General features: G+C 72.3%; 21 protein-coding genes. 12 read left to right on the top strand and 9 right to left on the bottom strand.

Annotated features, from left to right (window positions below):
- Positions 1–24: 24 nt before the first annotated feature.
- From ID574_RS35810 to ID574_RS35795, 4 genes are all read right to left on the bottom strand, one after another.
- Positions 25–912: a hypothetical protein gene (locus tag ID574_RS35810; RefSeq protein ID WP_223167409.1), complete on the bottom strand. Its 888-nt coding sequence runs from the start codon at positions 910–912 to the stop codon at positions 25–27.
- Positions 913–1,380: 468 nt separating this feature from the next.
- Entirely contained in the window at positions 1,381–2,031 is a 651-nt protein-coding gene (locus tag ID574_RS35805; RefSeq protein ID WP_188193413.1) for a response regulator transcription factor, read from the bottom strand.
- The gene (locus ID574_RS61900; RefSeq protein WP_188193412.1) at positions 2,028–3,518 is read right to left on the bottom strand and encodes a histidine kinase; all 1,491 of its coding nucleotides are present in this window, start codon (positions 3,516–3,518) and stop codon (positions 2,028–2,030) included. The genes ID574_RS35805 and ID574_RS61900 overlap by 4 nt, the downstream gene beginning before the upstream one ends.
- Positions 3,515–4,939 (bottom strand): phospholipid carrier-dependent glycosyltransferase, encoded by a 1,425-nt coding sequence (locus ID574_RS35795; protein WP_188193411.1) that lies wholly within the window; start codon positions 4,937–4,939, stop codon positions 3,515–3,517. Before ID574_RS35795 ends, ID574_RS61900 begins: the two co-directional genes overlap by 4 nt.
- A 151-nt stretch (positions 4,940–5,090) precedes the next feature.
- Here ID574_RS35795 and ID574_RS35790 point away from each other — a divergent pair, with 151 nt between their 5' ends.
- Entirely contained in the window at positions 5,091–5,747 is a 657-nt protein-coding gene (locus ID574_RS35790; RefSeq protein WP_188193533.1) for a response regulator transcription factor, read from the top strand.
- Positions 5,744–6,910 carry a sensor histidine kinase gene (locus ID574_RS35785; RefSeq protein WP_188193410.1) on the top strand — a complete coding sequence of 389 codons (1,167 nt, stop codon included), beginning with the start codon at positions 5,744–5,746 and terminating at the stop codon, positions 6,908–6,910. The genes ID574_RS35790 and ID574_RS35785 overlap by 4 nt, the downstream gene beginning before the upstream one ends.
- On the opposite strand, the gene ID574_RS35780 is transcribed toward ID574_RS35785, so the two are convergent.
- Positions 6,873–9,719, bottom strand: coding sequence for an NACHT domain-containing protein (locus ID574_RS35780; RefSeq protein WP_188193409.1), 2,847 nt, complete (start codon positions 9,717–9,719; stop codon positions 6,873–6,875). The two genes, ID574_RS35785 and ID574_RS35780, sit on opposite strands and share 38 nt — an antisense overlap.
- Positions 9,720–9,792: 73 nt before the next feature.
- Complete coding sequence (locus tag ID574_RS35775; protein WP_188193408.1) at positions 9,793–11,658, bottom strand: propionyl-CoA synthetase; 1,866 nt, start codon at positions 11,656–11,658, stop codon at positions 9,793–9,795.
- A gap of 45 nt (positions 11,659–11,703) precedes the next feature.
- Between ID574_RS35775 and ID574_RS35770 the strand changes: the two genes are divergently transcribed.
- The 5 genes from ID574_RS35770 (at position 11,704) to ID574_RS35750 (ending at position 16,571) form a co-directional block, all read left to right on the top strand.
- Positions 11,704–12,342, top strand: coding sequence for a nucleotidyltransferase domain-containing protein (locus ID574_RS35770; protein ID WP_223167408.1), 639 nt, complete (start codon positions 11,704–11,706; stop codon positions 12,340–12,342).
- On the top strand, positions 12,339–13,088 hold the full coding sequence (locus ID574_RS35765) for a nucleotidyltransferase domain-containing protein (protein WP_188193406.1): 750 nt from the start codon (positions 12,339–12,341) through the stop codon (positions 13,086–13,088). The genes ID574_RS35770 and ID574_RS35765 overlap by 4 nt, the downstream gene beginning before the upstream one ends.
- Positions 13,085–14,350 (top strand): AAA family ATPase, encoded by a 1,266-nt coding sequence (locus tag ID574_RS35760; protein ID WP_188193405.1) that lies wholly within the window; start codon positions 13,085–13,087, stop codon positions 14,348–14,350. Before ID574_RS35765 ends, ID574_RS35760 begins: the two co-directional genes overlap by 4 nt.
- On the top strand, positions 14,295–16,115 hold the full coding sequence (locus tag ID574_RS60445; protein ID WP_336245583.1) for a LuxR C-terminal-related transcriptional regulator: 1,821 nt from the start codon (positions 14,295–14,297) through the stop codon (positions 16,113–16,115). The genes ID574_RS35760 and ID574_RS60445 overlap by 56 nt, the downstream gene beginning before the upstream one ends.
- 216 nt (positions 16,116–16,331) lie before the next feature.
- Positions 16,332–16,571, top strand: a complete 240-nt coding sequence (locus tag ID574_RS35750; protein ID WP_223167407.1) for a CbrC family protein — start codon at positions 16,332–16,334, stop codon at positions 16,569–16,571.
- 2,089 nt (positions 16,572–18,660) lie between these two features.
- Here ID574_RS35750 and ID574_RS35745 read toward each other — a convergent pair.
- Together ID574_RS35745 and ID574_RS35740 are read right to left on the bottom strand one after the other, a co-directional pair.
- Positions 18,661–19,434, bottom strand: coding sequence for an arylamine N-acetyltransferase family protein (locus ID574_RS35745; protein WP_188193403.1), 774 nt, complete (start codon positions 19,432–19,434; stop codon positions 18,661–18,663).
- A gap of 36 nt (positions 19,435–19,470) precedes the next feature.
- On the bottom strand, positions 19,471–20,433 hold the full coding sequence (locus ID574_RS35740; RefSeq protein ID WP_188193402.1) for a GNAT family N-acetyltransferase: 963 nt from the start codon (positions 20,431–20,433) through the stop codon (positions 19,471–19,473).
- A 130-nt stretch (positions 20,434–20,563) separates the two neighbouring features.
- Here ID574_RS35740 and ID574_RS35735 point away from each other — a divergent pair, with 130 nt between their 5' ends.
- Positions 20,564–21,493: a hypothetical protein gene (locus ID574_RS35735; protein ID WP_188193401.1), complete on the top strand. Its 930-nt coding sequence runs from the start codon at positions 20,564–20,566 to the stop codon at positions 21,491–21,493.
- 30 nt (positions 21,494–21,523) lie between these two features.
- A complete protein-coding gene (locus ID574_RS35730; protein WP_188193400.1) occupies positions 21,524–22,039 on the top strand; it encodes a hypothetical protein in 516 nt (171 codons plus the stop codon).
- Positions 22,040–22,043: 4 nt separating this feature from the next.
- Here the strand turns inward: ID574_RS35730 and ID574_RS35725 are convergent, their stop codons facing one another.
- On the bottom strand, positions 22,044–22,838 hold the full coding sequence (locus tag ID574_RS35725) for a class I SAM-dependent methyltransferase (RefSeq protein WP_188193399.1): 795 nt from the start codon (positions 22,836–22,838) through the stop codon (positions 22,044–22,046).
- 140 nt (positions 22,839–22,978) lie between these two features.
- Here ID574_RS35725 and def point away from each other — a divergent pair, with 140 nt between their 5' ends.
- Genes def through ID574_RS35710 form a run of 3 tightly spaced genes read left to right on the top strand, consistent with a single transcriptional unit; the run spans position 22,979 to position 25,629 of the window.
- On the top strand, positions 22,979–23,521 hold the full coding sequence (gene def / locus ID574_RS35720) for a peptide deformylase (protein ID WP_188193398.1): 543 nt from the start codon (positions 22,979–22,981) through the stop codon (positions 23,519–23,521).
- A 7-nt stretch (positions 23,522–23,528) separates the two neighbouring features.
- The gene (locus ID574_RS35715; protein WP_188193397.1) at positions 23,529–24,149 is read left to right on the top strand and encodes a helix-turn-helix domain-containing protein; all 621 of its coding nucleotides are present in this window, start codon (positions 23,529–23,531) and stop codon (positions 24,147–24,149) included.
- The gene (locus tag ID574_RS35710) at positions 24,142–25,629 is read left to right on the top strand and encodes a pyridoxal phosphate-dependent decarboxylase family protein (RefSeq protein WP_188193396.1); all 1,488 of its coding nucleotides are present in this window, start codon (positions 24,142–24,144) and stop codon (positions 25,627–25,629) included. Before ID574_RS35715 ends, ID574_RS35710 begins: the two co-directional genes overlap by 8 nt.
- Positions 25,630–25,640 lie beyond the last annotated feature (11 nt).

The following is a 25,640-nucleotide window of genomic DNA, read 5'->3' as shown; positions in this document are numbered from 1 at the left end:
CCTATGTGCCGTTCTGTCCGGATGTCAGCCTTCCAGGTACCGGAACGCCTCGTGCGCGGACTTGACGCTGCGCCGCAAGGTCCGCTCCAGCGTGTCGGCGTCCTGGGCCAGCCGCTCGATCTCGGGCACGGCCAGCGAGTCGGCTCCCGACTCGGCCAGGAGCTCCTCGTAGCGCGGCAACCGGGATCGCAGCTCCTCGATCTGGCCGCGGGCGTGGTAGGCGCGTTCGGCCTCGGCGACGTGGGCGGCGTAACGTTCCAGTGCCTCCACGCGGGCGACCACGGCGGCCTCGCTGTTGGCCAGCGCCCGCTCCAGCTGCTCGACCACCGCGCCGACCTCCGGCGCGAGGCCTCTGGAGAGCAGCTGGCGGTGCTCGGCGCGCAGCGCGGAGAGTTTGGCCAGGAGCCGGGCGATCTCCCACTCCTGGGCGGGCAGCATCACGGCGTTGCGCGCGTCGTCGAGCAGGCCCTCGGCGTTGACGTGGGAGCGCAGCACCGAGCCGATGGCCCGCTGCGCCCGCGACAGCACCAGCCCGGCCTCCTTGTCGAAGTCCTCGGCCAGGAGGTAGCGGCCGTCGAACCAGCGGGCCTGCTCGTAGACGTGGCGCTCGTGCGGGCGGTCGTCCTCGGGCACCTCGCTCATGGAGGCGATCTTGACGAGGACGATGAAGACGTACGTGCCGAGCAGCACGAACCCGGCGGGCGCGGCCGGCGAGGCCAGCAGCACGGCCATGAGTGCGATCACCACGGGCGTGCCGGCCAGTAACAGCGCGCTGGACGGGCTCCTGCGCCGCTGATGGGCCGCCGCGGCGGAAGGCACCCATCCGGCCCGCACCCTGGACAGGAGTGGGCCATTGGCACGTAACAATCCCGCGATCTCCGGGGGAACTCCCGGATCGACGACCACACCCACGCTCTGTCCTGGCACCCTGGCGCCCCCAACGCTCGTGATGGGTGGATATTACGTAACATTTGGGCTGCGTGTCAGCCTCGGAACGGTCAGTGCCGGGAACCGCCGGTCGCGCTCGCCGGGCACCTCATGGCCGCGGGCACCGGCACGAGCCCCAGGATCGTGGCGTCGACCAGCACCGCGGCGGCCGGCGCGCCCCCTGACGCGCGGTGCCGGGTCGCCGAACGGGCCGAAGGCGGCGAACACGCAGAACATGATCGTAGCCGTCAGGGTAATGACCCGGGGCGGCCGCTCGCCGGCCGGGCAGCCGCTCGCCGGAGTGACGCGCGCAGTCGGCAGGGCGGCCGCAGGTCCGGTGACGAGCACCGGCTCGGGCGGTCCGGCCCGCGAGCGGTGAATGAGATCGGTGGCGCGCTGGTTCCGGGGGCCCGGGGTGGCCGGTCCCACTCCCCCGCCGCCGTCCTGGGGTGGTCAGGAGGGGTGGCCGGGGCGGGTCAGGCCGGATTCGTAGGCGAGGACGACCAGCTGGGCTCTGTCGTGGACGCCGAGTTTGCTCATCATGCGGTTGACGTGGGTCTTGACGGTCAGCGGGCTCATGAAGAGGCGCTCGGCGATCTGGGCGTTCGTCAGGCCCTGGGCGACGCGGGCGAGGACCTCGCGTTCGCGGCCGGTCAGGGGTGCGAGCCGGTCGGCGTCCAGTGCGGCGGGGCGGGCGGTGAACTCCTCGATCAGGCGTCGCGTGACGCCGGGCGACAGGAGGGCGTCCCCTCGGGCGGCCACCCGGACGGCGTGGCGGATCTCGGCCGGCTCGGCGTCCTTGACGAGGAAGCCGCTGGCCCCGGAGCGGAGCGCCTCGTACACGTACTCGTCCAGGTCGAAGGTGGTGACCACGACGACGCGCACGCCGGCGGCGACGAGTGTCCTGGTGGCCTGGAGGCCGTCGAGCTCGGGCATGCGGATGTCCATCAGCGCCACGTCGGGCCGCAGCCGGCCTGCCAGCCGCACCGCCTCGGCGCCGTCGGCGGCCTCGCCGACCACGGTCATGTCCTCCTCGGGGTCGAGCAGGGCGCGCAGGCCCGCCCGTACCAGCGGCTGGTCGTCGGCGAGCAGGACGCTGATCATGCGGGGAGCCTCGCGGTGACGCGGAAGCCGCCGGTGGGGCCGTTCCCGGTGGTGAGCCGGCCACCGACGGCGGCGACCCGCTCGGCCATGCCGGTCAGGCCGTGCCCGCGTGGGGCGAGGCTTCCCCGGCCGTCGTCGTCCACCCGCACGGTCACCGCTCCCTCCTCGTACGTCAGCGTCACCGCCGCGGTGGTCGCCTCCGCGTGCCGGATGGTGTTGGTGAGGGCTTCCTGGACGACACGGTAGACGGTCAGGTCGGCGGCCGGTGGGAGGGGCCGCCGCTCCCCCTTGACGTCCAGGGTCACGGGGAGGCCGGTGGTACGCAGGAGCGCGGGGAGCTGGGCCGTGCCGGGCAGGGGATGCCGCGGCTCGGCGGGCGTGAGGTGGCGGCGGCCGTCCGGATCCGGCGAACCGGCGCCCCCGGCCGGCTCCGCGCCCCGGGCACCGCCGCAGCGCCCCGGCTCCGCGGCGACACCGCGATGATCCGGGTCCCGCGCGCGGTCTGCGCGGGCCGGACCGCGAGCGCCGCCGGCGGGAACCCGGCCCTCGACTCGGGCGACGACGGCCGACGCCTCGGGATGGCCGGCCACGGCCGCGCCCTCAGCACCTCCGAACGACCCCGAGAGCCCAGCACCGCCAACGGCGGCCGAAAGCTCGGCATGGCCCGCCTCCACCGCGCCCTCAGCACCTCCCACCGACCCCGACAGCCCGGCACCGCCGGCGGCGGCCGGGGGCTCGGGGTGGCCGGGGAGGGATGAGGCGGGGGTGGTGGGGCGGAGGATGCTGAGGACGGACTTCATCTCCGCCAGGGCCTGGCGGCTGGAGGTGCGGATGATCTGGAGGGCGGCGGCGGCCTCGGGCGGTCCTCCGGCGCGCTCCACGGCCTCGGCGGCCACGGCGGCGTGCAGCGCGATCACCGACACCGTGTGCGAGGTGACGTCGTGCAGCTCCCTGGCCACCCGCAGCCGCTCCTCCTGGGCCCGCCGCAGCGCCTCCTCCTCGCGGGTCCGCTCGGCCTCCGCGGCCCGCCGCTCCACCTCCTCGGTGTAGGCGCGCCTGGCCCGCGACACCTCCGCCGGTTGGGCCACCACCAGCACGAGCAGCGCCCACACGACGACCGCGATCGCTACGTCGCCCCTCCAGGTCACGACCGCCGCCACCGCGGGCACCAGCACCAGGAACGCCGCGCCCGCCCATCCGGCCCGCCGCCGCCCGGCCGAGATGGCCGAGAACAGCGCGACCAGCGGGGGCAGCGCCCACAGCGAGATCGCGTACCCGAGCGTGAAGACGCCCGCCGCCGCGCCCGCGGACACGGCCAGCGCCAGGCCCGGCCGCCGCGGCACCCAGCCCAGCCCGAGCACGGTGGCGGCGAGCAGCGCGTAGCCGAGCAGGTCGAGCGGCCGGGAGTCCGGCTGGTTGCCGTAGGCCATGACGGCCGAGAAGAACACGGCCACTCCACTGCCGCAGACCAGGGCGATCGTCCTCACACCCGCAAGGTAGTCCGCCCCGGCCCCGCCACGCGATACGCCAAGCGCAGTAGCGGGGGTACGGCCAGCGCGGCAGCCACGCAGGCGGCCGGGATGGCGGGCAGCACGTAGCGGTGGTCGAAGTCGAGCGCGGCCACCGGCGCGACGAGCAGGAACACGGCGAACGACCAGGGCAGGAGCACGGGACGCGGCCGCGCCGCCGCGCCCGCCCCGCCGAGCAGGAGCAGGACGCCGAAGAGGGTGCCGTGCAGGAACCACGGGTACGGATAGGCGGCCAGGATCGAGGCGTACGGCTCGACGGAGCACATGCCGCGGATGTCCGGGTCGTACTCCTGCCGCACCTTGCCGACCAGGGCGTGCTCCTCCGGGAGCGGCCACGAGCCTCGCGGGAAGGTCGTGGACGGGGCCATGCGCGCCGGATGGGCGACCGGCTCCCAGGTGAAGGCGAGCGAGGTGTCCTTCACCACCTCGCTCAGGTAGTCGAGCGGCTGGGCGGCGATGGCCCGCAGGGCGAACGACCTGGCCAGGTCGTTGTGGGAGAACCGGTCGCCGGGCAGGCGGTTGAGGGACGCGCGGGGGTCCCAGACGTACTCGGAGGCGGCGTCGAGGTCGACGCCGTTCGGGCAGAGCGCGGCCTGCTCCCGGGTGGGCCGGATGACCGAGCAGTCGGCGAACGTCATGGTCCTGGCCCACAGGGCGACTCCGTCGGAGCCGCTCAGCGCGAACCTGCCGTGGTGCTGGGCGTACCAGCCGGCGTAGACGAGCAGCGGCAGCGCGCCCGCCACCGCCAGCGCACCCGCCCCCGCCGCCGCCCGCCGCCACCACCCGCGCCGCAGCAGCACGTAGAGGGCGGCCAAGCCGATGAGCGGGACGGCGGCGGTTCGGGTCAGGCCGGCGAACGCGAGCAGCAGCCCGGCCGCCGCGGCCGCCCGCGCGGACGGCTCGGCCCGCCACATGAGCACGGCCAGGGCGGCCGTGACGAGGAAGATGACCAGCGTGTCCGACAGCACGGCGTGCTCCAGGCGCACGAACGCCGGGTCGAACAGCACCGGCGCCGCCGCGAGCGCCGCTCCCCAGCCGGGCAGCGACCGGCGGCGCAGCAGCACGTAGATCAGCACGCCGGTGCCCAGCCCCATCGCGTGCTGCGCGGCCGCGATCAGCTCCACGCTCTCGAACGGCCGCAGCGCCCACAGGAACCAGGGGTAGCCCGCGGGATGGAAGGCGCCCTGCGGCCGCAGGTGCACGGCCGTGTCCAGGTACGTGAACGAGTCGTACCAATAGAGCCGCGCCGTGTCGTACCCCAGCATGACCAGCACGCGCAGCGCGGCGGCGAGCAGCAGCACGATCGCGAACAGGCGGTGACCACCGCGCGGCCGGCCGGGGCGCTCGGCGGCGCGCGGCGGCGCCAGTGTGGCCGCCATGACGTTCTCCCCCTGAAAGGCCGGGCGATTCCCGGCATCGGGGGGTCAGCCAAGCGGCGGGCCTATAACCTGATCGTCACCAAATCTGGTTATGCCCGCGTTATGCGTACGGGGCCAAACTGGCGGGCATTTGGAGTCTTTTGGGGGCATGGTGCGTGTTCTGGTGGCCGAGGACGAGCGGATGCTCGCCGACTCGATCGCCGAAGGGCTGCGCGGGGAGGCCCTGGCCGTGGACGTCGCCTACGACGGGGACGCGGCGCTGGAGCGGCTCGGCGTGCACGACTACGACGTGCTGATCCTCGACAGGGACCTGCCGCTCGTCCACGGGGACGAGGTGTGCAAGGCCGTGGTGGAGCGGGGCTGCCTGGTGCGGGTGCTCATGCTGACCGCGGCCGGCGACGTGCGCTCCCGGGTGGCCGGGCTGTCGCTGGGGGCCGATGACTACCTGCCGAAGCCGTTCGCGTTCGAGGAGCTGGTGGCAAGGGTGCACGCGCTCGGCCGCCGGGCCAGGCGGGCGGACCCGCCGATGCTGGAGCGGGCGGGCGTGCGGCTGGACTGGGCGCACCGGCAGGTGTTCCGCGACGGCCGGTACGTGCCGCTGGCGCGCAAGGAGTTCGGTGTGCTGGCCGAGCTGCTGCGCGCCCAGGGGGCGGTGGTCTCGGCGGAGACGCTGCTGGAGAAGGTGTGGGACGAGCACATCGACCCGTTCACGAACACGGTGCGCACGACGATGATGAAGCTGCGCAAGAAGCTCGGCGAGCCCCAGGTCATCGAGACCGTGCCGGGATCGGGGTACCGCATCCCATGAGCGTCCGCCTGCGCTTCGCGCTGGCCTGCGCCGGGGTGTTCCTCGTGCTGGGCGCCCTCGTGCTGACGGTCGTCTACTTCATCGTGCGGACGAGCCTCGAATACCGGACCTCCGTCTTCACGCCCGGCACCATCACGGTCGAGCGCCCCGAAGGCGGGCTCTGGTCGGAGCGCTTCGAGCAGGGCTACGAGCTCGCCCGCGGGTTCGCGCTCCAGACGCACGCCACCTACCGGAAGAGCACCCTCGACAATGTGCGCAATCTCGGCGCCGTCGCGGTGCTCGCCGGGACGGCCGGGGCGTTCGGGCTCGGCTGGCGGTCGGCGACCACCGTGCTCCGGCCGCTCAGGAGAGTCACCGAGACCGCCCGCAGGGTCGCCCAGAGCCACGACCTGGCCGAGCGCATCGGCCACGAGGGCCCGCGCGACGAGATCAACGAACTGGCCGACATCTTCGACACGATGCTCGGCCGGCTGGCGCGCTCGTTCGATGGGCAACGCAGGTTCGTGGCCAACGCCTCCCACGAGCTGCGCACCCCGCTCACGATCAACCGGACGCTGGTGGACGTGGCGGTGCGCCGGCCGGACGCGACGGAGGACGTCAAGCGCCTGGGCGAGTCGCTGCTGCTGGTCAACGCCCGCCACGAGCGCCTCATCGATGGCCTGCTGGCGCTGACCGAGGGCCAGCAGGCGGTGCTGGACCGGCGGCCGTTCGACCTGATGGACGTGGCCGAGCACGTACTCGACCAGGCGGCGGGCGAGGCGGCCGAGCGCGAGGTGACCATGCACCGGCTGCTGGACCCCGCGCCGACGACGGGCGAGGCGGTGCTGGTCGAGCGGCTGGTGCAGAACCTCGTGGAGAACGCGATCCGGCACAACCACCCCAAGGGCGAGGTGTGGGTGACGACGCGGCGGCGGACCGAGCAGATCGAGCTGGTCGTGGCGAACACGGGGCTGCAGGTCCCGCCGTACGAGATCGAGACGATCTTCGAGCCGTTCCGGCGGCTGCACGGCGACCGGCTGCGCTCGGACCGGGGCAGCGGGCTGGGCCTGTCGATCGTCCGGGTGATCACTGAGGCTCATGGGGGCACGGTCACGGCGAGGCCGCGGGAGGAGGGCGGACTGACGATCACCGTGGAGCTGCCGGTGGATCCGTCGGCGCCCTGACGTCCTGGTGGACGTCCCACAGCTCCGTCTCGGGGATGCCCGCCTTGACCAGCTGTTCCCAGGTGGCCATGCGCTCGGCCGGGTCGGCGAGGAGGGCGCGCAGGAGGGGCCGCAGCTCGGCGTGGCCGGCGTCGTTCTCCGCCCACATCGCGCCGAGCGCCCGGTGCATGGCGGGCGAGCGGACCGCCGCGGTCCGCAGCAGCTCCTCCAGGAGCGCGACCCGGTCGCGGTACGGCAGGGCGCGGCCCTCCCCCACCGCCTGCAGCAGCAGGTCGAGCAGCCGCCGGTGGTGCGGGGTGTGGCCGGTGGCGACGGCGACGACGGCGTCGCCCATGCCGGAGGTCTCCGTGGCGCCGAGCACGACGTCCTCCTCGCCGTTCTCGACCACCCGCCGCGCCGACAGGGCGGTGAGCAGGCCGGTCCAGCCCTCCTCCCCCAGCTGGCCCTTCCACAGGTGGGTGAAGGAGGCCCAGCGCTCCATGTGGCCGGGGCCCGGCAGGAGCGAGGAGACGGCGACCGGCTCGTCGGAAGCGGCCACGATGAGCAGGGTGAGGTTCGCCGAGTACGCGGCCAGCCGCCGGGTCATCGTGTGCCGTACCGGCCGGAAGCCGGTGAAGTGGCGGCGGCCGCGCTCGTGCAGCGAGCGCCGCAGCAGCCCGGTCAGCAGCTCCGCGCAGCGGGCCCGCACCGCGCTCGGCACCTCGTCCAGCAGCTCCAGGATGAAGCCGACCGTCGGCCCGCGCTCGGCCAGGCAGGAGTGGGAGGTGACGGCGTACAGCAGGTCGTCGTCCACGCTCTGCACCAGGGCGAGCGGCTCGTCCCCGGCCAGGCGGCGCCTGCGGTCGAGGTCGCGCAGCGCGTACATGGTCAGCCAGGCCACCAGGAACTCGCCGAACGTGGAGTGCAGGAACGCGTGGCCGTTCCTGCGCACGAAGAAGAAGCGCTCGGTGGCCCGGCGCGCCCAGTCGACGCGGGCGTGCTCCTCCGGGTCGTCCTCGCCGCCGTGGCAGAGGGCGGGCAGGTCGCGGTTGAGCGCCTCGTCGGTGATGACCTGGCGGCCGCGGGACAGCATGGACAGCGCGACCGTGCCGAGCATGACGAGCTCCTGGTCGATCATGACGCGGCGGGCCCCGCCGGTCTCCCGCTCGGTGAAGTCCCGCAGCAGGACCTCGTAGAGGCGGGAGCGCTTGAGCGGCGCAGGCGTGCCGCGCTGCAGCGCGTTGCTCCCGGCGTCGTAGAGGGCGAGCAGGAGCAGCAGGAGCGGCTGCCTGGCCATCTCGCCGTGGGCGAGGGCGGCCTCGGCGGGCAGGGGCTTCAGGTCGCGCCTGGCCAGCAGGGCGCGGTTGGCCTGGTCCCAGATGTCGAGCCACTGGCGTACCTGGTCGTCCTCGAACGGCTGCAGCTGCAGCGCCAGCAGCCCGTCGGGGAACCTGATGCGATCGGCCACCACGGTGCGGCTGGTCACGATGACGGCGGCGGGCCGCCCCTGGGCGGCCTCCCTCCGCTGGAACTCCTGAACCTGCGCGAGGTAGTCGTAGCGGTTGACGCCGCCCTGCACCAGCTCGTCGAACCCGTCGAGGAGGATGACCGGCAGGGCGCCGTCGGCGGCCTCCACCAGCTCGCCGTACTCGACGTCCTCGTCCAGCATCGCGCCGATGGCCTGCTCGATCTGCTCGGTGACGCTCGCCCGCGCCGCCACACCCTGCAGGTCCACCCTGATCGGCAGGAACTCCGAGCGGGCCAGGCGGGCTGCCAGCACCTCGGTCAGCTTGGTCTTGCCCGAGCCCGGCTCGCCGAGCACGAGCAGCGGCGCCTGGGTGGCGCGCAGCGAGGTGAGGTGGCCGACGAGGAACGCCTCGGTGTCGGGCAGCACCTGCCGCCCCTCCCACCACTCACGCTCGGCGGGCGCGGCCTCGCGGGTCAGCTCCGCGACCCGGCAGCGCGGGGTGAGGTAGCCCTCGCCGAGCAGCGGCAGGTAGACGTCCTCGGGGAGTTTGCCGGCCAGCAGGAGCGGCTGGTCGAGGAGGTTCGCGGCCATCCTGGCCAGGTGGATCATCGGGCGGTCGCCGACCCGCGGCGGGGCCAGCTCGGCCAGCAGCCACGCCACCCGCGACAGCGCCGTGGCCGGCTGCGGCCGCTCGGTGACCAGGCTGCGCACGCCGAACTCGTGGCTGTCCAGCGACAGCGACCGGTAGTCCTCGTCGTAGATGCGCAGCGCGTGCGCGGTCGGGCCCTCGGCCAGCATCCTGGGCAGCAGGAGCTGGTCGTCGACGCTGAGCTCGTCCCAGACGGGCAGGCCGCCGACGTAGCCGGCCATGGCCTCGGACATGCGCAGGTAGGCACGTTCCACGGCTTGACGGGTCTCGGCGTACGGCACGTGCGGCTCGGGCGTGGGCAGCCGCGGGAGCAGCATCTCCGCCATCAGCCGGGCGAACCGCTCCCGTGTCGGCACGCCCTGGGAGATCTGGTCGGCGCGGTCGAGCTTGTCGAGCGTGAAGGGCAGCTTGGCCTCGCCCAGCGCCTCGAAGTACGCGGACACGACGATCACGGCGTGCGCGGCGGCCAGCCGCTGGGTGCGCGTGTGCCGGTCAACGCCGCCGCGTAACTCGGACATGCGGCCCACGACGTCCTCGCCGAAGCGCACGATGGACATGCGCATGTCGGCCAGGCCCAGCACGAGCTGCCCGGCGCCGGCCAGCGCCCAGCCACTGCGCTCGGCCGCCGCGGCGAACCCGATCACCTTGGCGAGCCTGCTGTCCTTGCATCCGAGGATCCTCAGGGCGTCGGCGTAGCTCGGAGTCTCGATCATGGCCTTCTCCCGGGACAGGGATGTCCCATCATGCGCCGCGTGCAACCATCTCGTGATGGTAGTTACCCCACCGTCACTTTCCTTTCACGGCCTCGGCGATCTCCGGCAGGGTGGCGGGGTCCTCGATCGTCGACGGCGTGGTGTACGGGTTGCCGTCGGCGATGTCGCGCATGGTGGCGCGCAGGATCTTGCCCGAGCGGGTCTTCGGCAGCCGCGCGACAACCACGGCGCGGCGGAAGGCGGCGACCGGGCCGATGCGCTCGCGCACCAGGGCGACCAGCTCGCGTTCGAGCTCCTCCGGGTCGCGTTCGGCGCCTGCCTTCAGCACCACGAAGCCGACCGGGAGCTGGCCCTTCAGCTCGTCGGCCACGCCGATCACGGCGCACTCGGCGACGTCGGGGTGGGAGGCGACGACCTCCTCCATCGCGCCGGTCGAGAGCCGGTGCCCGGCCACGTTGATGACGTCGTCGATGCGGCCCATGACGTAGAGGTAGCCGTCGGCGTCCAGGAAGCCGCCGTCGCCCGTCAGGTAGTGGCCCGGGTAGCGCTCCAGGTAGGAGCGGGCGAAGCGGGCCTCGTCGCGGTAGAGGGTGGGCAGTGCGCCCGGGGGCAGCGGCAGCTTGACGGTGACGGCGCCCTCGACGCCCGGCGGGCAGTCGCGGCCGTCGGCGTCGAGGATGTGCACGTCCCAGCCGGGCACGGGCTTGGTCGGGGAGCCGGGCTTGATCGGCAGGGGCTCGATGCCGACGCAGTTGGCGGCGATCGGCCAGCCGGTCTCGGTCTGCCACCAGTGGTCGATGATCGGGATGCCGAGCAGGTCGCAGGCCCAGTGGTAGGTGTCGGGGTCGAGGCGTTCGCCGGCCAGGAAGAGGTAGCGGAGTCCTGACAAGTCCCACTTTTTCGCGAAAATGCCGGATGGGTCCTCTTTCTTGATGGCCCGGATCGCGGTCGGCGCCGTGAACAGCGTCCGCACCCCGTGCGTCGACACCACCCGCCAGAACGCGCCCGGGTCCGGCGTGCCGACCGGCTTGCCCTCGTACAGCACGCTCGTGCAGCCGGCCAGCAGCGGCGCGTACACGATGTAGGAGTGGCCCACCACCCAGCCGACGTCAGAGGCCGCCCAGTAGACCTCTCCGGGGGCGGCGCCGTACACGTGGGACATGCTCCAGTGCAGCGCGACGGCGTGCCCGCCGTTGTCGCGGACGACGCCCTTGGGCGTGCCCGTGGTGCCGGAGGTGTAGAGGATGTAGAGCGGGTCGGTGGCGGCCACGCTGACGCAGGGGGCCGGCTCGGCGTCCCGTACGAGCTCCGCCCAGTCGAGGTCGCGCCCCTCGGCGAGCGTGGCGGCGCACTGCGGCCGCTGGAGGATCACGCACCGGTCGGGCCGGTGCGACGCCTGCTCCAGCGCCGCGTCCAGCAGCGGTTTGTACTCCACCACGCGGGCCGGCTCGATCCCGCAGGAGGCCGACAGCACGACCTTGGGGCGGGCGTGGTCGATCCGCACGGCCAGCTCCCTGGCCGCGAACCCGCCGAACACCACCGAGTGCACGGCCCCGAGCCGCGCGCACGCCAGCATCGCGATCACCGCTTCGGGCACCATGGGCATGTAGATCACCACGGTGTCGCCGGTGGTCACGCCGAGGTCCCGCAGCATGCCCGCGGTCCGCGCCACCTGGTCGAGCAGTTCGGCGTACGTGTAGGTGCGCACGGTGCCGGTGACCGGGCTGTCGTGGATCAGCGCCGCCTGCCCGCCGCGCCCGGCGGCCACGTGCCGGTCCAGCGCGTTGTGACAGGTGTTGAGACGGCCGCCGGGGAACCAGCGGCCGTCCCCGTACACGGTGGCGGGGGCCACGTCCCAGTCGATGCCGCGGGCCGCCTCGGCCCAGAACTCCTCGGGGTGCTGGATGCTGCGCCGGTGCAGCTCGTCATATCCGCCCACTGGTCGATCAGAACAGTCACCGCGCCCATGGCGCAAGATGTTCGGGTGAGTGATGACCTGATCCTTTCCGTCGTCATGGGGTCCCGGGCCTACGGGCTCGAGACCGACGACTCGGACACCGACCGGCGGGGCGTGTTCGCGGCGCCCACGGCGGCGTTCTGGCGGCTGGACAAGCCGGCCACGCACCGGGACGGGCCGCTGCCCGAGCAGTTCTCCTGGGAGGTCGAGCGCTTCTGCCGGCTCGCCCTCGACGCGAACCCCACCGTCCTGGAGTGCCTGTGGTCCCCGCTGGTGGAGGTGATCACGCCGGCCGGGCGGCGGCTGCGCGACCTGCGTGAGGCGTTCGTGTCCGCGAAGGCGCAGCGGTCGTTCGCCGGGTACGCCGAGGCGCAGTTCCGCCGCCTGGACCCGGCCGCGCCCACGTGGAAGCAGGCCATGCACATGCTGCGGCTGCTGCTCAGCGGCCTGCACCTGATGCGGCACGGCGAGCCCTTGGTCCAGGTCGGTCCGCACCGGGAGCGGCTGCTGGCGATCAAGCGCGGCGAGGTGCCGTGGGCCGAGGTGGACGCCTGGCGGGCCGCCCTGTCGGCCGAGCTGGCCGCCACGGCGAGCGTCCTGCCGGCGGAGCCGGACCGGGAGCGGGTCGACGAGTTCCTGATCGGCGTGCGGAAGGAGAACCTGTGAACCGGCTGCCCGGCTGGCTTGCGGAGGTCCCCGGCGAGCAGCCGTACCCGCTGGCGTTCGCGACGGTGAGCGGCGCGCACCTGTACGGGTTCCCGTCGGTCGACTCGGACGTGGACCTGCGGGGCGTGCACGTGCTGCCGGTCGATGAGGTGGCCGGGTTACGGCACGGGCCGGAGACGCTGGAGCGAGCGTGGACGCGTGACGGCGTGGAGATGGACCTGGTCACGCACGACCTGGGCAAGTTCTGCCGGCTGCTGCTCGGGCGCAATGGGTACGTGCTGGAGCAGTTGCTGTCGCCGCTGGTGGTGACGTCGTCGGCGGTGCACGAGGAACTGGTGGCGCTGGCGCCAGAGTGCCTGACGCGGCATCACGCCCACCACTACCTGGGGTTCGCGCGTACGCAGTGGCGGCTGTATCTGAAGACGTCCGAGCTCAAACCGCTGCTCTACACCTTCCGCGTGCTGGCCACGGGGACGCACCTCATGCGTACCGGGGAGCTGGAGGCCGACCTGACGCGGCTGTACGCGTACGGGCCCGCGTACCTGCCCGAGCTGGTGGCGCTCAAGAGCGACGCCGAGCACGGGCGGTCGCCTTCGGTCGACGGGCTGGAGGCGGACGTGGAGCGGATGACGGCGGCGCTGGAGGAGGCACGGGACGCCTCGGCCCTGCCGGAGCGGGCGACGGCCGAAAGGGCGCTGCACGATCTGGTGGTACGGGCGCGGATGGGCTCCGGGGCCGCGCTGTGACGCTGGTCGGCAGGGAAGGCGCGCTCGAGGTCGTCGGCCGGGTGCTGACGGCCGGGTCCGGGTGCGTGGTGGTGGAGGGGCCAGCCGGGATCGGCAAGAGCCGGTTGCTGGAGGAGGCGGCCGGGCGCGGGCGGTCGATGGGCGCGACGGTCGCGTTCGGCCGGGCCACCGAGCTGGACCGCGTCGCCCCCTTGTCCACCCTCCTCCGCCCTCTGACCGCTGTTCCCTGGCATTCGCCCGGCTCCCCGCCGACCGGGAGCGGCTTCCCTCCCACCGGCAGCGGCTCCCCACCGGCCCAGGTCGCCTCTCATCCGACCGAAGGCGGCTTCCTGCCGACCGAAGATGGCCCCCTGCAGGGCGGGGGCGGCGATGGCTTCCTGCTGATCGAGCGGCTCGGCGAGGCGATCGAGCGGTTCAGCCGGGATCGCCGGCTTGTGATCGTCCTGGACGACGTGCAGTGGGCGGACGAGCTGACCTGCCTGGCTCTGCGGCGGCTCGTGCCGGGGTCGGCGGCCTCGCCGGTGGTGTGGCTGCTGAGCCGGCGGCTCCTGCCGGAGCAGGAGGCGGTGGAGCGGCTCATCGCCGAGGGCGCCGCCGTGCGGCTGCCGCTGCCGCCGCTGACACCTGAGGAGGCGGCGGAGCTGAGCAGGCGGTTGCTCCGGGCCGAGCCCGGTCCCGCGGTGCTGGAGCTGGCGCGGGCCAGCGGCGGCAACCCTTTCCTGCTGGAGGAGGCGCTGACGGGCCTGCGCGACGAGGGGCGGATCGAGGTCACGGACGGCACGGCCACGATCACGGGCCAGCCGGTCTGCGCCGGGGCGGGCGTGACCGGCGAGAGGTTGGTCAGTGCCGGGGCGGGTGTGGCGGGTGGCGGGTTGGCGTTGCCGTCCGGGTTCGTCGCGGCGGTCGAGCGGCGGTTGCGGGCTGTCCGCGGAGGCGCGGCGGCTGCTGGAGGTGGCCTCGGTGCTGCGGCGGCCGTTCACGGTGCACGAGGCGGCCGGGACGCTCGGGGTGGCACCGGGCGCGGTGCTCGCGCACGTCCGCGAGGCGGTGGCGGCGGGCGCGCTGGTCGAGGAGGACGATCGGCTGGCGTTCCGGCACGACCTCATCAGGGAGGCCGTCTACGGCGGGCTTCCCTCCGCGATCAGGACCGCACTGCACCGGGAGGCGGCCGCCGTGCTCCGGACGGAGGGCCGGCCACCGGCGGAGATGGCCGAGCACCTTCGCCACGGGGCCCGCGTCGGCGACGTGGCGGCCGTCCGTGAGCTGCGCGCCGCGGCCGACGAGATGAAGGAAACAGCCCCCTCGGCCGCCGCCGACCTGATGCTCCGCGCCATGGAACTGTCCGGCTCGGGACCCGCGCCCAGTCTCCCGCCATCGCCCGGCATCCGGCCGGCGAGCGCGCAGGCGGCCGACGCCCGCGCCGCGTACGCGCCGGACACGCAGCTGCCGGACAGGCCGCACACCTGCCCAGCGGACACCCAAGCAACAGGAACGCCGGATACCCGCCCAGCGGACACCCAGGCAGTGGGCGCGTCGGACGCCCGGCCAGCGGACGGCCAGGCGGCGGGCGTGACGGAGGCCGGGTCGGCGGGCATGCAGGCGGCGGGCGTGACGGAGGCCGGGCTCGTCGCGGAAGTGGTGCGGCTGCTCGCTTCGGCCGGCCGGCTGGCGGAGGCGCGGCGGCTGGCCGACGCGCCGCGGGCGCCGCTGTCCGCCGGCGAGGAGGCCGGGATAGCGCTCGGGCTGGCCGAGGCGCTCAAGCACGCCGGGGACGATCGGGGCGTCATCCAGCGAACCGGGCGGGTTCTGGGCAGGGCGGGCGTGCCGGTGCGGGAGCGGGCGCGGCTGCTGGCGGTGCGGGCGCACGCTTTGATGATGACAGGAGAGGTCGACGCGGCCGACGTCGCCGCCGCGCGGGCGGTCGCGGAGGGAGAGGTGTTCGCCCAGGTGGTGGGGCTGCAGGCACGCTCCACCGTGGCGATCTTCCGCGGAGACCTGAGCGACGCGCTGCGCCATGCCGAACAGTCCGTACGACTCGCCGACGCGGCGGGCGGCGAGGCGGCTCACCGGCACCCGCGGCTATGGCTGGGTGCGGCGCTGGTGGCGCTGGACAGGTTCGAGGAGGCGGAGGGCGTCTACGCGGTCGTCGAGCGGGACTCCGGCCGGCTGGGGACCGCGTGGTCGCTGCCGTTGCTGCACCGGTTCAGGGCCGAGCTGTTCCTGGCGTGGGGGCGGCTGGACGACGCCGCGGCGGAGGCCGAGGCGGGGCTGCGGGTGGCCGGCCAGCTGTCGGCGATGGCCCTGGTCCCAGCCCTGCACGGAGTCCTCGGCCACGTGGCGCTCCTCCGCGACGAGCCGGAGACCGCGCGGCGCCACCTGGATCGCGGACGCGAGTCGGCCGGGGACGGGCCGGGGCTGGTGGCAGAGGAACTGCGCTGGAGGCGTCGGCTCCTCGAGAAACCGGTGACCGGGCCGGTGGCTGAGGGCGTGCCTCTGACGGGAGTCGTGCCGGCCGGTGCGATGCTGACGTACCTGCTGGTGCAGGAGCCGTGGATGGCCGCTCGATGGCGGGCGGACCCGCGGGTGATCGCCTGCGTACGCGATCTCGCCCAGCGCAACCCCGGCGTGGTGTCGCTGGCGGCGGGGGCCGCGCACGCCGACGGCAGGCTGGATGACGCCATCGAGCTGTATCGAGCAGGACCGCGGCCGCTCGGGCTGGCGGCGGCGCTGGAGGAGGCGGGACGGCGGGAGGAAGTGCTCGAGATCTATCGGGCGTGCGGCGCGGTGAGAGGCGCCGCACGGCGGCGGCCCGCCAGAGGGTGGGGTGCGTTGACGGCATCCGAGCTGCGGGTGGCACGGTTGGTCGCGCAGGGCATGACGAACAGGGAGGTGGCCGCGGAGCTGTTCCTGTCACCGCACACGGTCGACAGCCACCTGCGCCACGCCTTCGCCAAGCTGAACGTGAACAGCCGCGTAGAGCTGACAAGGCAAGTCCTGGTCCATGAGCCCGGCGACGCCGGCTCCTGAGACCGGACAGGTCCATGCTTGTGGCCTGCGGGAATGCCCCTGTACGCCCGGAGGTCAAGGTAGGCAGGCCCGTGACCTTGGCGGCTCGCGCACCAGGGCAAGGCGGTCCTGACCAAGGATACGGAGTATGGAATGGGCGCGCTGAGAGGACGCGATGCGCGGTCGCACCCAGGGCGCGTCCCCGATCTTCACCACGCCCCTGGGTTCGAGCTGGACATGCCCGACGGCGACGACCGGGTGGGAGTCTTCATCTCTTCGGAGACCCTTCTCGAGCTCGTGCGCACGCCGACGTACTCAACCTGGCAAGGAGAAGTGGGACTGTTCTGCTGTGGCCAGGCCACCCCGGAGGCCGAGGTGTGCAAGGAGACCGAGCCCTCCGTCGTGGCCTCACCTGAGCAGATGCAGGAACTGCTGACCGCCGTCAGCTTGCGGGTTGGCGGCGCGGGGATCGGCTGATGGCGTTCCCGGTGGCAACCACGGGTTTGAGGTAGGGCCTTATTGGTCCCCCTGCCGTGCTCTTGCAACGTTCCTCGTGGTAGGCGACACCGCGTCGGTCGTGGTTCTTGGGTGTGAAAGGCAGCTGGATCGCTCGCCATACCGGTACTGAGGGTAAAAGCAAGGCCCATGGTGACGAAGGATACGTCTACGTGATCGCTTCTTTAGAAGCTCAATAGTCAAGATCGGTTCGGAGTATCAAGTCTGATGAACATCCAACGCATGTCCCGGAGATATTGCTGCATCACGGCAAGCGCACGACGAGTATTGCCCACTTGGCTCCCCGTGGCGCCTGGACCGTTAGCTTGTAGTTCCTGGGTGCTTTCCTCGGAAGGTCGTCGACGGTCCATGTGGTATAACCAGCGAAGCATGGGCGAACCACATTTAATCCATCGGTGACTCTAACGACCAGATTCCCCTCGGACCCAACGCAATCCACCGCCACCTTGTAATAGGTGCCGACCCTCACCCTGGCGGCCCAGTCAGCCTGTTCCGCCTTCTCGTCAGCGTGAAAAAGTAGAATCTTCCCCTTGACCTTCCGTCTCAAGTCCGCTAGGGCCCGTTCCTTGAAGGGAGGGGTGCTGGCCGAAGGTAACGCCCGGGCTTCTGATTCAACGGGGGGATCCCGCTCCTCGTGACTCTGCGCTGAACAGCTCAGTAGGAGCGTTGTCGCCAAGATGGCACTGGCTAACCTACGCATCACAACGGCCTCAGGATCATCCAGGTTACCATAGAGGTGGAGGAACATCCGTCAGACTTCATGGGGCGTACCGATGAAAGGGAACTGCTCAAGCAAGAGGTCGATGGGGCAACTTCACGGTCCCGGGCCACACCCGTTCAGCCACATTGGCGGCTGACTGTAACGCCCCCGGCGCCACCCACGTCGTGGACGATCGACAAAGTCGCCATATCCGCTGTCGTCTGGACGAACAATGCCTTTCGCAACCCTGGTAAGAAAGTTGGGGACAAGCACACCTTCAACTCCGACCAGAAGAGAAACGACCATCTCATCGACCATTCATCTGTCGATGTAGCCGCGTCCCCATGCGTCTCATGCAAATACTCACGAATTGGCAGGGTGGCGCCGAGCCTGGTGTGTCATTGGCACATGGATGGCCGGCGCATCCTAATAGCCCGCAGTCGGGACCTCTCCGGTCCACGATTGGTCGACGGACAGGGCTGTACCCTCGCCAGAGACATAGCGATGACCCTGACGACAGACGTCGTCAGGAGGCCAAGTGCAGCCATCTCAGCAACGTTGAGTATCGCGGGAAGACCAGAGCTGGCCAAAATGGGGACGGTGAACGCTCCCACGGCCGGGTCCCGGCTCACAGGCATCCTCACCTGAGGCATATCCGACCGGTGATCGAACCGCCATAAGTCCATGTCTACCGCATCACCAAGTACGACCCGGCCGACCACAACGAGCACGGTCACTACGTCGGTCCCGAGGACGAGTACAGCGATCACGGCCCTGTGGAAGCGGCCTACCTAGCGTCTGTGGCCGCTTTCGCCGAAGAAACCGGCATCACCCACCTCACCATCCGGGAGCCGGGGGTGACCGGCTCCGTCATCTTCGGTGTATACCCTCCGATCGACGGTCACGGCCTGGCCGGGCTGTTCCCGCCCGACCTGACCGGCTACCACGACGGCGCGCAGGTGCCGATGGCTGTCGCCCTGGAATTGGTCCGGGCGATGCTGCGCGATAACGGTGCCTGGTGTCGTTTGGAGGCCGAGGACCAGTTTCTTCGTCCACGTCGGCTACGACCAGTATGTCTATGTCGGCAGCGCGCTACCCTGCCCGCACACGGTGACGCTCACCCGCCAGCGCGGGCTCTTCTCCGAACGGATCAACCAGTCACCGTACGATCCACAACTTGATGAAGACGATTCTGCACGGCCACGCCCCGCCGATGACGCATTCTGGGCCGAGCTGAATGCTCTCATCAGCAAGCAAGGGGCGGTGGTCAGCTCAGGCAGTTCCGATCTCTGGGCTGGCTCCGGAGGCCGGTTGCGGAGGCGTGGCTCCCGTGCCCATGGGTGTGGATGGTCAGGTCGGAAGCTTAGGGAGAACGGCCTGCGCGTCCCGGTCCGCTATTTCGATGCCGAAGCGGTCGCGCAGGGTCGTTGCCAGTTCTTCCGCGGTCGTCACTGGAAGATCCTCCAGCCGGATCCGCGTGCCCGCCGTGGTCCGCTGGACGAGGACGTGGTGCCGGAACGGCGACTGCGGGTGCTCCGAGACGTAGAAGTTGGCCACCTCGAAGTCGCTTGGAAAGTGTGGCTCGTCGGGGCGGAAGGCGTACAGCTCCGTCTCACGCGAAGCAGGCCCCGAATGCAGCACCCAGAAGTCGCCGTCGCGCCCCAGCCGCCACCGCCAGGGCCCCGACTCCAGTGTGGCGCCGTCCTCGAACGGCATCGGCTCCACCAGCCCATCACCTCCGAACCCGACGTCAGCCAGCCACGTACGGCCGTCGGCCGCCACGGTGAGCGTGGCGTGCGAGCGCGGCAGGTGGTAGCGGCCGAGCCGGATCCTGGCCAGGTGGCGTTTCAGGGTGAAGCCGAGGCGTTCGAGGGCGGCGGCGAACAGCAGGTTGTGCTCGTGACAGTAGCCCCCGCGCCGCCCGGTCACCATCTTGTCCTGCAGGCTGCCGAGGTCGAGGCGGACGCCCCGGCCGAGGAGCACGTCCAGGTTCTCGAACGGGATGGCCTGGACGTGCGCCAGGTGCACGGCGCGTAACGTCGCCGCCGTGGGGGCGAGCGGGCCGTCGTAGCCGATCCTGGTCAGGTACGCGTCCAGGTCGAGTTTCTCCATGTCCCAGGTCATGTGATCAACAATGACGGGTACGACGGCCCGTGCGCATCACGTGTTCACGGGATCCCGATCGTCGGCCGCGATTTCCGGTTTGGCGGACAAGACCAGCCGGATGGCGAAATTTCGGTAACCGGCGCGTTCGAAGGCCCGCGCCATCGGCACGTTACCCCTGTCCGTGTCGGCCGCGATCCGCTGCACGCCCCGTTCGGCGTGGAAGCGGGTGATCTCGGCGAGCAGGTCGTCGACGTAGCCGTGGCCGCGGTGCTCGGGCACCACGCCGAGGTAGCCGACCACGGGCCCGCCGTTGTTGGCCGACGGCAGCGCGACCCCGACCAGAGAGCCGTCCTTGGCGTACGCCAGCCGCCACCACGACCGCTCCCCCGGCATCGACTTGTACTCCTCCACGTCCTGCCGCGCCTGCGCCTCGGGGTCCATGGTGACCAGCGCCTGCCGCGTGTAGTGGTCGAGCGTGCCCTCGGCGACCCGCCGGAACGCGGCCACGAACGCCTCGTCGTCGTCATCCCCGCGGAACTCCAGCCGGTCCGACGGCTCGGGCACGGGCTCGTCGGCCGTCCACTCGTAGCGCAGGCGCTCCAGCTCCTCGGTGAGCCCGGCGCGGCCGGCAGCCTCCCATCGCCAGGCGATCGCCGCGGCGGCCCGCGGGTCGTCGCGCCAGCCGTTGGAGACGAACACGTGGTACGCCGGCCGTTCCCCGAAGGCGGCGTGGGCGTGGCGCAGCAGCTCGGCGGCCAGCCCCACGCGGTCGGCGGCGGACGGGTGGACGTACAGGCAGTCCATGGCGAGCGGCTTGTCGCCGCCGGGGAACCCCCAGAAGACGGCGCGGGCCAGGATGTCCTCGCCGTCCACCGCCAGCCAGGTGCGGTCGTAGCGGTAGTTGCCGCTCTCCAGGAACGAGAGCAGGCGTTCGGGGTGGGCCCAGCTGATGGACTCGTCGACGACGCAGCCGAGCAGGCGGTCTAGATCGGCCTCGACCGCGGGACGGAAATGCACAGTTCCTCCGAGAAGTAGAAGCGGGCGCTGCGAGCGCCCGGGGCAATGCCGAACATCTCAGCGCCTCCTTTCTTCCGACTTTTCGGCGTCAGCGGGCACTCTAGCGGAAATATCGCGACAGGATGGGCTCGTGAGGTCCTACGACGACGACACGCTGCCCCTGCAGCCCCCGATCCGGCTGCCCGACGAGGCCACGCTCGCCGCGGCCGTACGCGCCGCCCCGCTGGCCGAGGAGCTGAAACCGGAGGGCGACGACGCGGCGGTGCTGGCCGCCTGGGCGGATCACTGCCGGGAGCGGCTGGCCGCCGACGAGGGCCTGCTGCTGGAGTTCATCCGGCTGTTCCTTTCGCGCGAGCCGGTCAAGGGCGACGTGCCCGAGACGCTGGCGGGGCTGGGGCTGGTGCGCCAGGCGGAGCCGTACACATTGAGCTGGCTGGGGTTGTGGGCGGCGCGGCTGATCATCGCGGACACCACCGGGCAGGACATCCCGGTCATGGGGTCGTTCGCGGACAGCGACGCGGCGGCGCTGCTGCACGCCCTGCGGGCCTATCCCGAGGCCGAGCGCGGCGAGGAGCTGGCGGGGTGGCTGAAGGGCAGGGACACGGCCGCGGCGGCGGAGGAGATCGCCTCGGCGCTCGCCACGGTGAGCCCGCTCAGCCGGGCGGTCGGCGTGGAGCTGCTGTGGTCGGACTTCGGCGACGAGGGCCGGCTGGCGTTGTCACGGCTGCTGGAGGAGCCCAAGCTGGGCGCGGTGATCGCGGCCAGGACCGGGAACGCGGACCGGCAGCCGGTGCCCGAGGAGATCGCCTGGGTGCTGGTGGACATGGCGGCGGCGCTGCTGGAGTTCGGGGACGCGGCGAGCGAGGTGATCAAGTCGATCGCCATGGGCATGAACTCCGAGGAGCAGGCCGGCACGATCGCGGTCCTGGCGTTCGGTGACCATCCGTGGACGGGCCGGGTGCTGCAGGTGTTCATCGACCACCATCCGGACGAGCGGATCGCCGCGGCGGCCCGCAAGGCGCTGCGGCGGCTCCGGGGCCTGGCCGACCTCCGCCTGTGAGGCCCGCCCGTCCCCGGTAGAGTCGGCTCGGTGACGAAGCATACGATCTCCCCGCAGAGCGGCATCCTCGGTGAGGCTTTCGCCTGCGACTGCGGCGTCGTGCTGGGCGGCCGCATGGTGGCCGAGCTCCACGCCGCCGAGAACAACCAGTGCTCGGCCTGCCTCGGCTCCGCCGAGGAGGAGATGGCGCCGGGCCTGGTGCGGGACTGCACGGCGTGCGCGGGCACCGGGCGGCGCCGGGAGCAGCTCACCTGGCAGCTGGCCTACGCCGAGGCCGAGCACCTGATCACGATGAGCGTCGTCCGCGGGATCGTGGCCCGCTTCGACGGGCCGTTCCACCTGTCGGAGATCGCCGACACGGTCCGGGCGGGCCTCGGGCTGTCCCCGGGGCGCCTGCCCGTCGGCCCCCGGGTGCGCGACCTGCTGCTGCAGCTGCAGGCCGCGGGCGAGATCACCATGCTCTCGGCACCCGACGAGATGGTCGGCTCCGACATGGTCCTCTACCGGGACCCGCAGTGGCAGCGGGCGCGCACCCTGGGCCTGTGACCTCTCAGGCGCGGCAGAGGATCTCGCCGTGCAGGATGGACAGCCAGCCGTCCTCGGCCGCCGCCCACTCCAGCCAGCCGTCCGCGATCCGCCGCAGGCCGGCCTCCGTGGCGGCGCCGGTGGCCAGGGCCTTCTCGGCCATCGCCGAGCGCTGGATCCGCTCGGCCCACATGCCGCCCCACCAGGCGCGGTCCTCCTTCGTGGCGAAGCACCAGGTGGAGGAGGTGGCGGTGACGTCCTCGAAGCCCGCCGCCCTGGCCCACGACAGCAGCCGCCGGCCGGCGTCCGGCTCGCCCCCGTTCCCCCGCGCGACCGTCAGGTACAGCGCCAGCCACTCCTCCAGCTCCGGGATCCGCGGATACCACGCGAAGGCGGAGTAGTCGCTGTCGCGCGCCGCCACGTACCCCGTGGGCTTGGTCACCCGGCGCATCTCGCGCAGCGCCTGCACCGGGTCGCCGACGTGCTGGAGCACCTGGTGGGCGTGGACCACGCAGAAGGTGTCGTCGTCGTACGGCAGCGCGTGCACGTCGGCGACGGCGAAGTCCACGTTGGCGAGCCCTCTGCCGGTCACCTCGGCCTTGGCCAGCTCCAGCGCCTCCGCGGTGACCTCGGACGCCGTCACGTGCCCGACCAGGCCGGCGAGGTCGGCGGTGATCGTGCCGGGGCCGCTGCCCACGTCGAGGAGACTCATGTGCGGCTCGAGGTGGGGCAGCAGGTACGCGGCCGAGTTCTCGGCGGTGCGCCAGCGGTGAGAGCGCAGCACCGACTCGTGGTGGCCGTGAGTGTAGACGGCGTCCATCGCCAAACTCCTTCGTTCGCTCCGACGACGATCACCCTAACCGAGTCTCACCATTCAAGAGAATATGTCTTGTTATGTGAGACATCGAACGTCTCGTAGACTCGTGGCGGAAGTTCGCGGCTTCGAGGAAGGCGTTGGTCGTGGGAGAGGTCCGGCCGATCGCGCGCGTCGGCGACCCGGTGCTGCATCAGCCGTGCGAGCCGGTCACCCGGTTCGACGAGGAGCTGGCGGCGCTGGTCGACGACATGTTCGCGAGCATGTACGCGGCGGAGGGCGTGGGCCTGGCCGCCAACCAGATCGGCGTGCCGCTGCGCGTGTTCGTCTACGACTGCCCGGACGCCGACGGCGTGCATCACAAGGGCGTCGTCGTCAATCCCACGCTGGAGCTGCCGGGGGTCGGCGAGCGCCGGCTCGACGCCGGGGACGAGGGCTGCCTGTCCGTCCCGGGCCAGTACGCCCCGCTCCCCCGCCCCGACCACGCCACCGTCCACGGGTTCGACGCCGCCGGCGCGCCGGTCACGGTCGAGGGCACCGGGCTGCTGGCGCGCTGCCTGCAGCACGAGGCCGACCACCTCGACGGTCACCTCTACATCGACCGCCTGCCGGCCAAGCGGCGCAAGCAGGTGCTGGCCGCCTACCGGGAGGAGTCCCCCTCCGCTGTAGCGGACGAGACACCGCTATAGTGGAGGAATGGACGGCGAAGGGGTCCTGTCCACCGGCCTGTCGATGGCCGAGCTGGGACAGCGGATTCGCGGCGAACGACGGGCGCGCGGCTTGTCGATCGAGCGGCTCGCGGAGCTGAGCCGCATCAGCAGGAGCATGGTGTCGGACGTCGAGCGCGGCGCCAAGACGCCGACCGTGCTGGTGCTCGACCGGCTCGCCACGGCCCTCGGCACGTCGATCGCGCGGCTGCTCGACGAGCCGGCGCACGGCGCCATGCGCGTGCTGCGCCACGGCGAGCAGCGGGTGCTGCGCGACCCGTCGGGCTGGGAGCGGCGGGTGCTGTCACCGGTGCTCAGCGACGTGGAGTTCGAGTTCATGCGCACCACCATCGGTCCCGGCGTGGACGCGGGCGAGTTCGAGCCGCACGCGCCCGGGTCACGGGAGTACCTCGCGGTGGAGCACGGCAGCCTGCGGCTGACCATCAACGGCAGGGCGTACGTGCTGGAGCAAGGCGACGCGTGCTACTACCCGGGCGACTGCCGTCACGCCTTCGCCAACGACGGCGCCGTCGCCTGCGTGTACTACCTGGCCATGGAGCTGGGAGGGGCCGGGCACCACGAACCACGGAAGGAACCGTTCGATGCATGACCTGCGCCCGCCCGCCCCGAACGCGGCCGCCGCGCATCCGACCGGCGCCGACCAGGACGGCGCGCACGGCGAGGACCTTCGGGTGGCCGGCGCGAAGGCGGCCGCGATCGCCGCCGGGCACCTCGCGGGCCTCGCCGACCGGCCGGTCTGGCAGCCGGTGCCGGCCGCCGAGCGCGCCTGGCTGAGCGATCAGGAGCTGCCGGAGGCCGGACGTCCGCTGGACGAGCTGCTCGAGGACGCCCGCACGCACGTGCTGCCGCACCCGATGGGCAACGGCCACCCCCGTTTCTTCGGCTGGGTGAACTCGCCGCCCAACCCGGCGGGTGTGCTCGTCGAGCCGCTGGCCGCCGCGCTCAACCCGAGCTGCGCCGGCGGCGACCACGCCGGGCCACACCTGGAGCGGGCGGTGGTGCGGTGGCTGGCCGAGCTCGCCGGATTCCCGCATCCGCCCGGCGGCGGGCTTTTGACCAGCGGGGCGTCGATGGCCACGGTGATCTGCCTGGCCGGCGCACGCCAGCGGGCCGCCCTCGCCGACGGCTGGGACGCCCGCGAGGACGGGCTGTCCGGCCGGCCGCCCATGGTCATGTACGTCACCGAGGAGGGCCACAGCTGCCTGCACAAGGCCGCCCAGTTGCTCGGCCTGGGGACGCGGCACGTGCGCATCGTGCCGGTGGACGCCGCGTACCGGATGAACGTCAGCGCGCTGCGCGCCATGGTGACCGAGGACCTCGCGGCGGGGCGGCGGCCGTTCTGCGTGGCGGGCAGCGCGGGCACCGTCAACTCCGGCGCCGTCGACCCGCTCGGCGAGATCGCCGACGTGGCCGCCGAGCACGGGCTCTGGTTCCACGTGGACGGCGCGTACGGCGCGCTCGGCATCCTGGCCGACGGCGCCGCGCCGCACTACGCGGGCCTGGACCGGGCCGACTCCCTAGCGCTGGACCCGCACAAGTGGCTGGGCGTGCCGGTGGGCTGCGGGTGCGCGTTGCTGCGCGACCCGGGCGCCGCGCGGGCCGCCTTCAGCCTGGTGCCGTCGTACCTGATCGACGACAACGCCGGCGAGCTGGGCTGGTTCGCCGAGTACGGACCCGAGCAGACCCGCCCGTTCCGCGCGCTGAAGACCTGGGCCACCATGTCCCACCTGGGCCGCTCCGGCATCGTGGGTCTGGTGAACCACACGGCGGGCCTGGCCCGCAGGCTCGCCGCCATGGTGGAGGAGGCCGCCGACTTCGAGCTGCTCGCCCCGGTCACCACGTCGATCACGGCCTTCCGCCACCGCCCCCACGACGGCGACGGGCTGGACGCGCTCAACCGGGCACTCCCCGACGCGGTGCAGGCCCGCGGGAACGCGTTCCTCACCGGCACCCGGCTGGGCGGCCGCGACGCGCTGCGGGCCTGCTTCCTGCACCCGGACACCACCGAGCGGGACCTGACCGTGCTCCTCGACGAGATCCGCCTGGCGGCCAAGACCCTCCGCACGTGAATCACTCAGTC

It is taken from the genome of Nonomuraea sp. SYSU D8015, from assembly GCF_008065375.1.
GTDB lineage: Bacteria > Actinomycetota > Actinomycetes > Streptosporangiales > Streptosporangiaceae > Nonomuraea.
The sequence above is the reverse complement of the archived record's forward strand: the minus strand, read 5'-3'. Positions and strand labels throughout refer to the sequence as shown.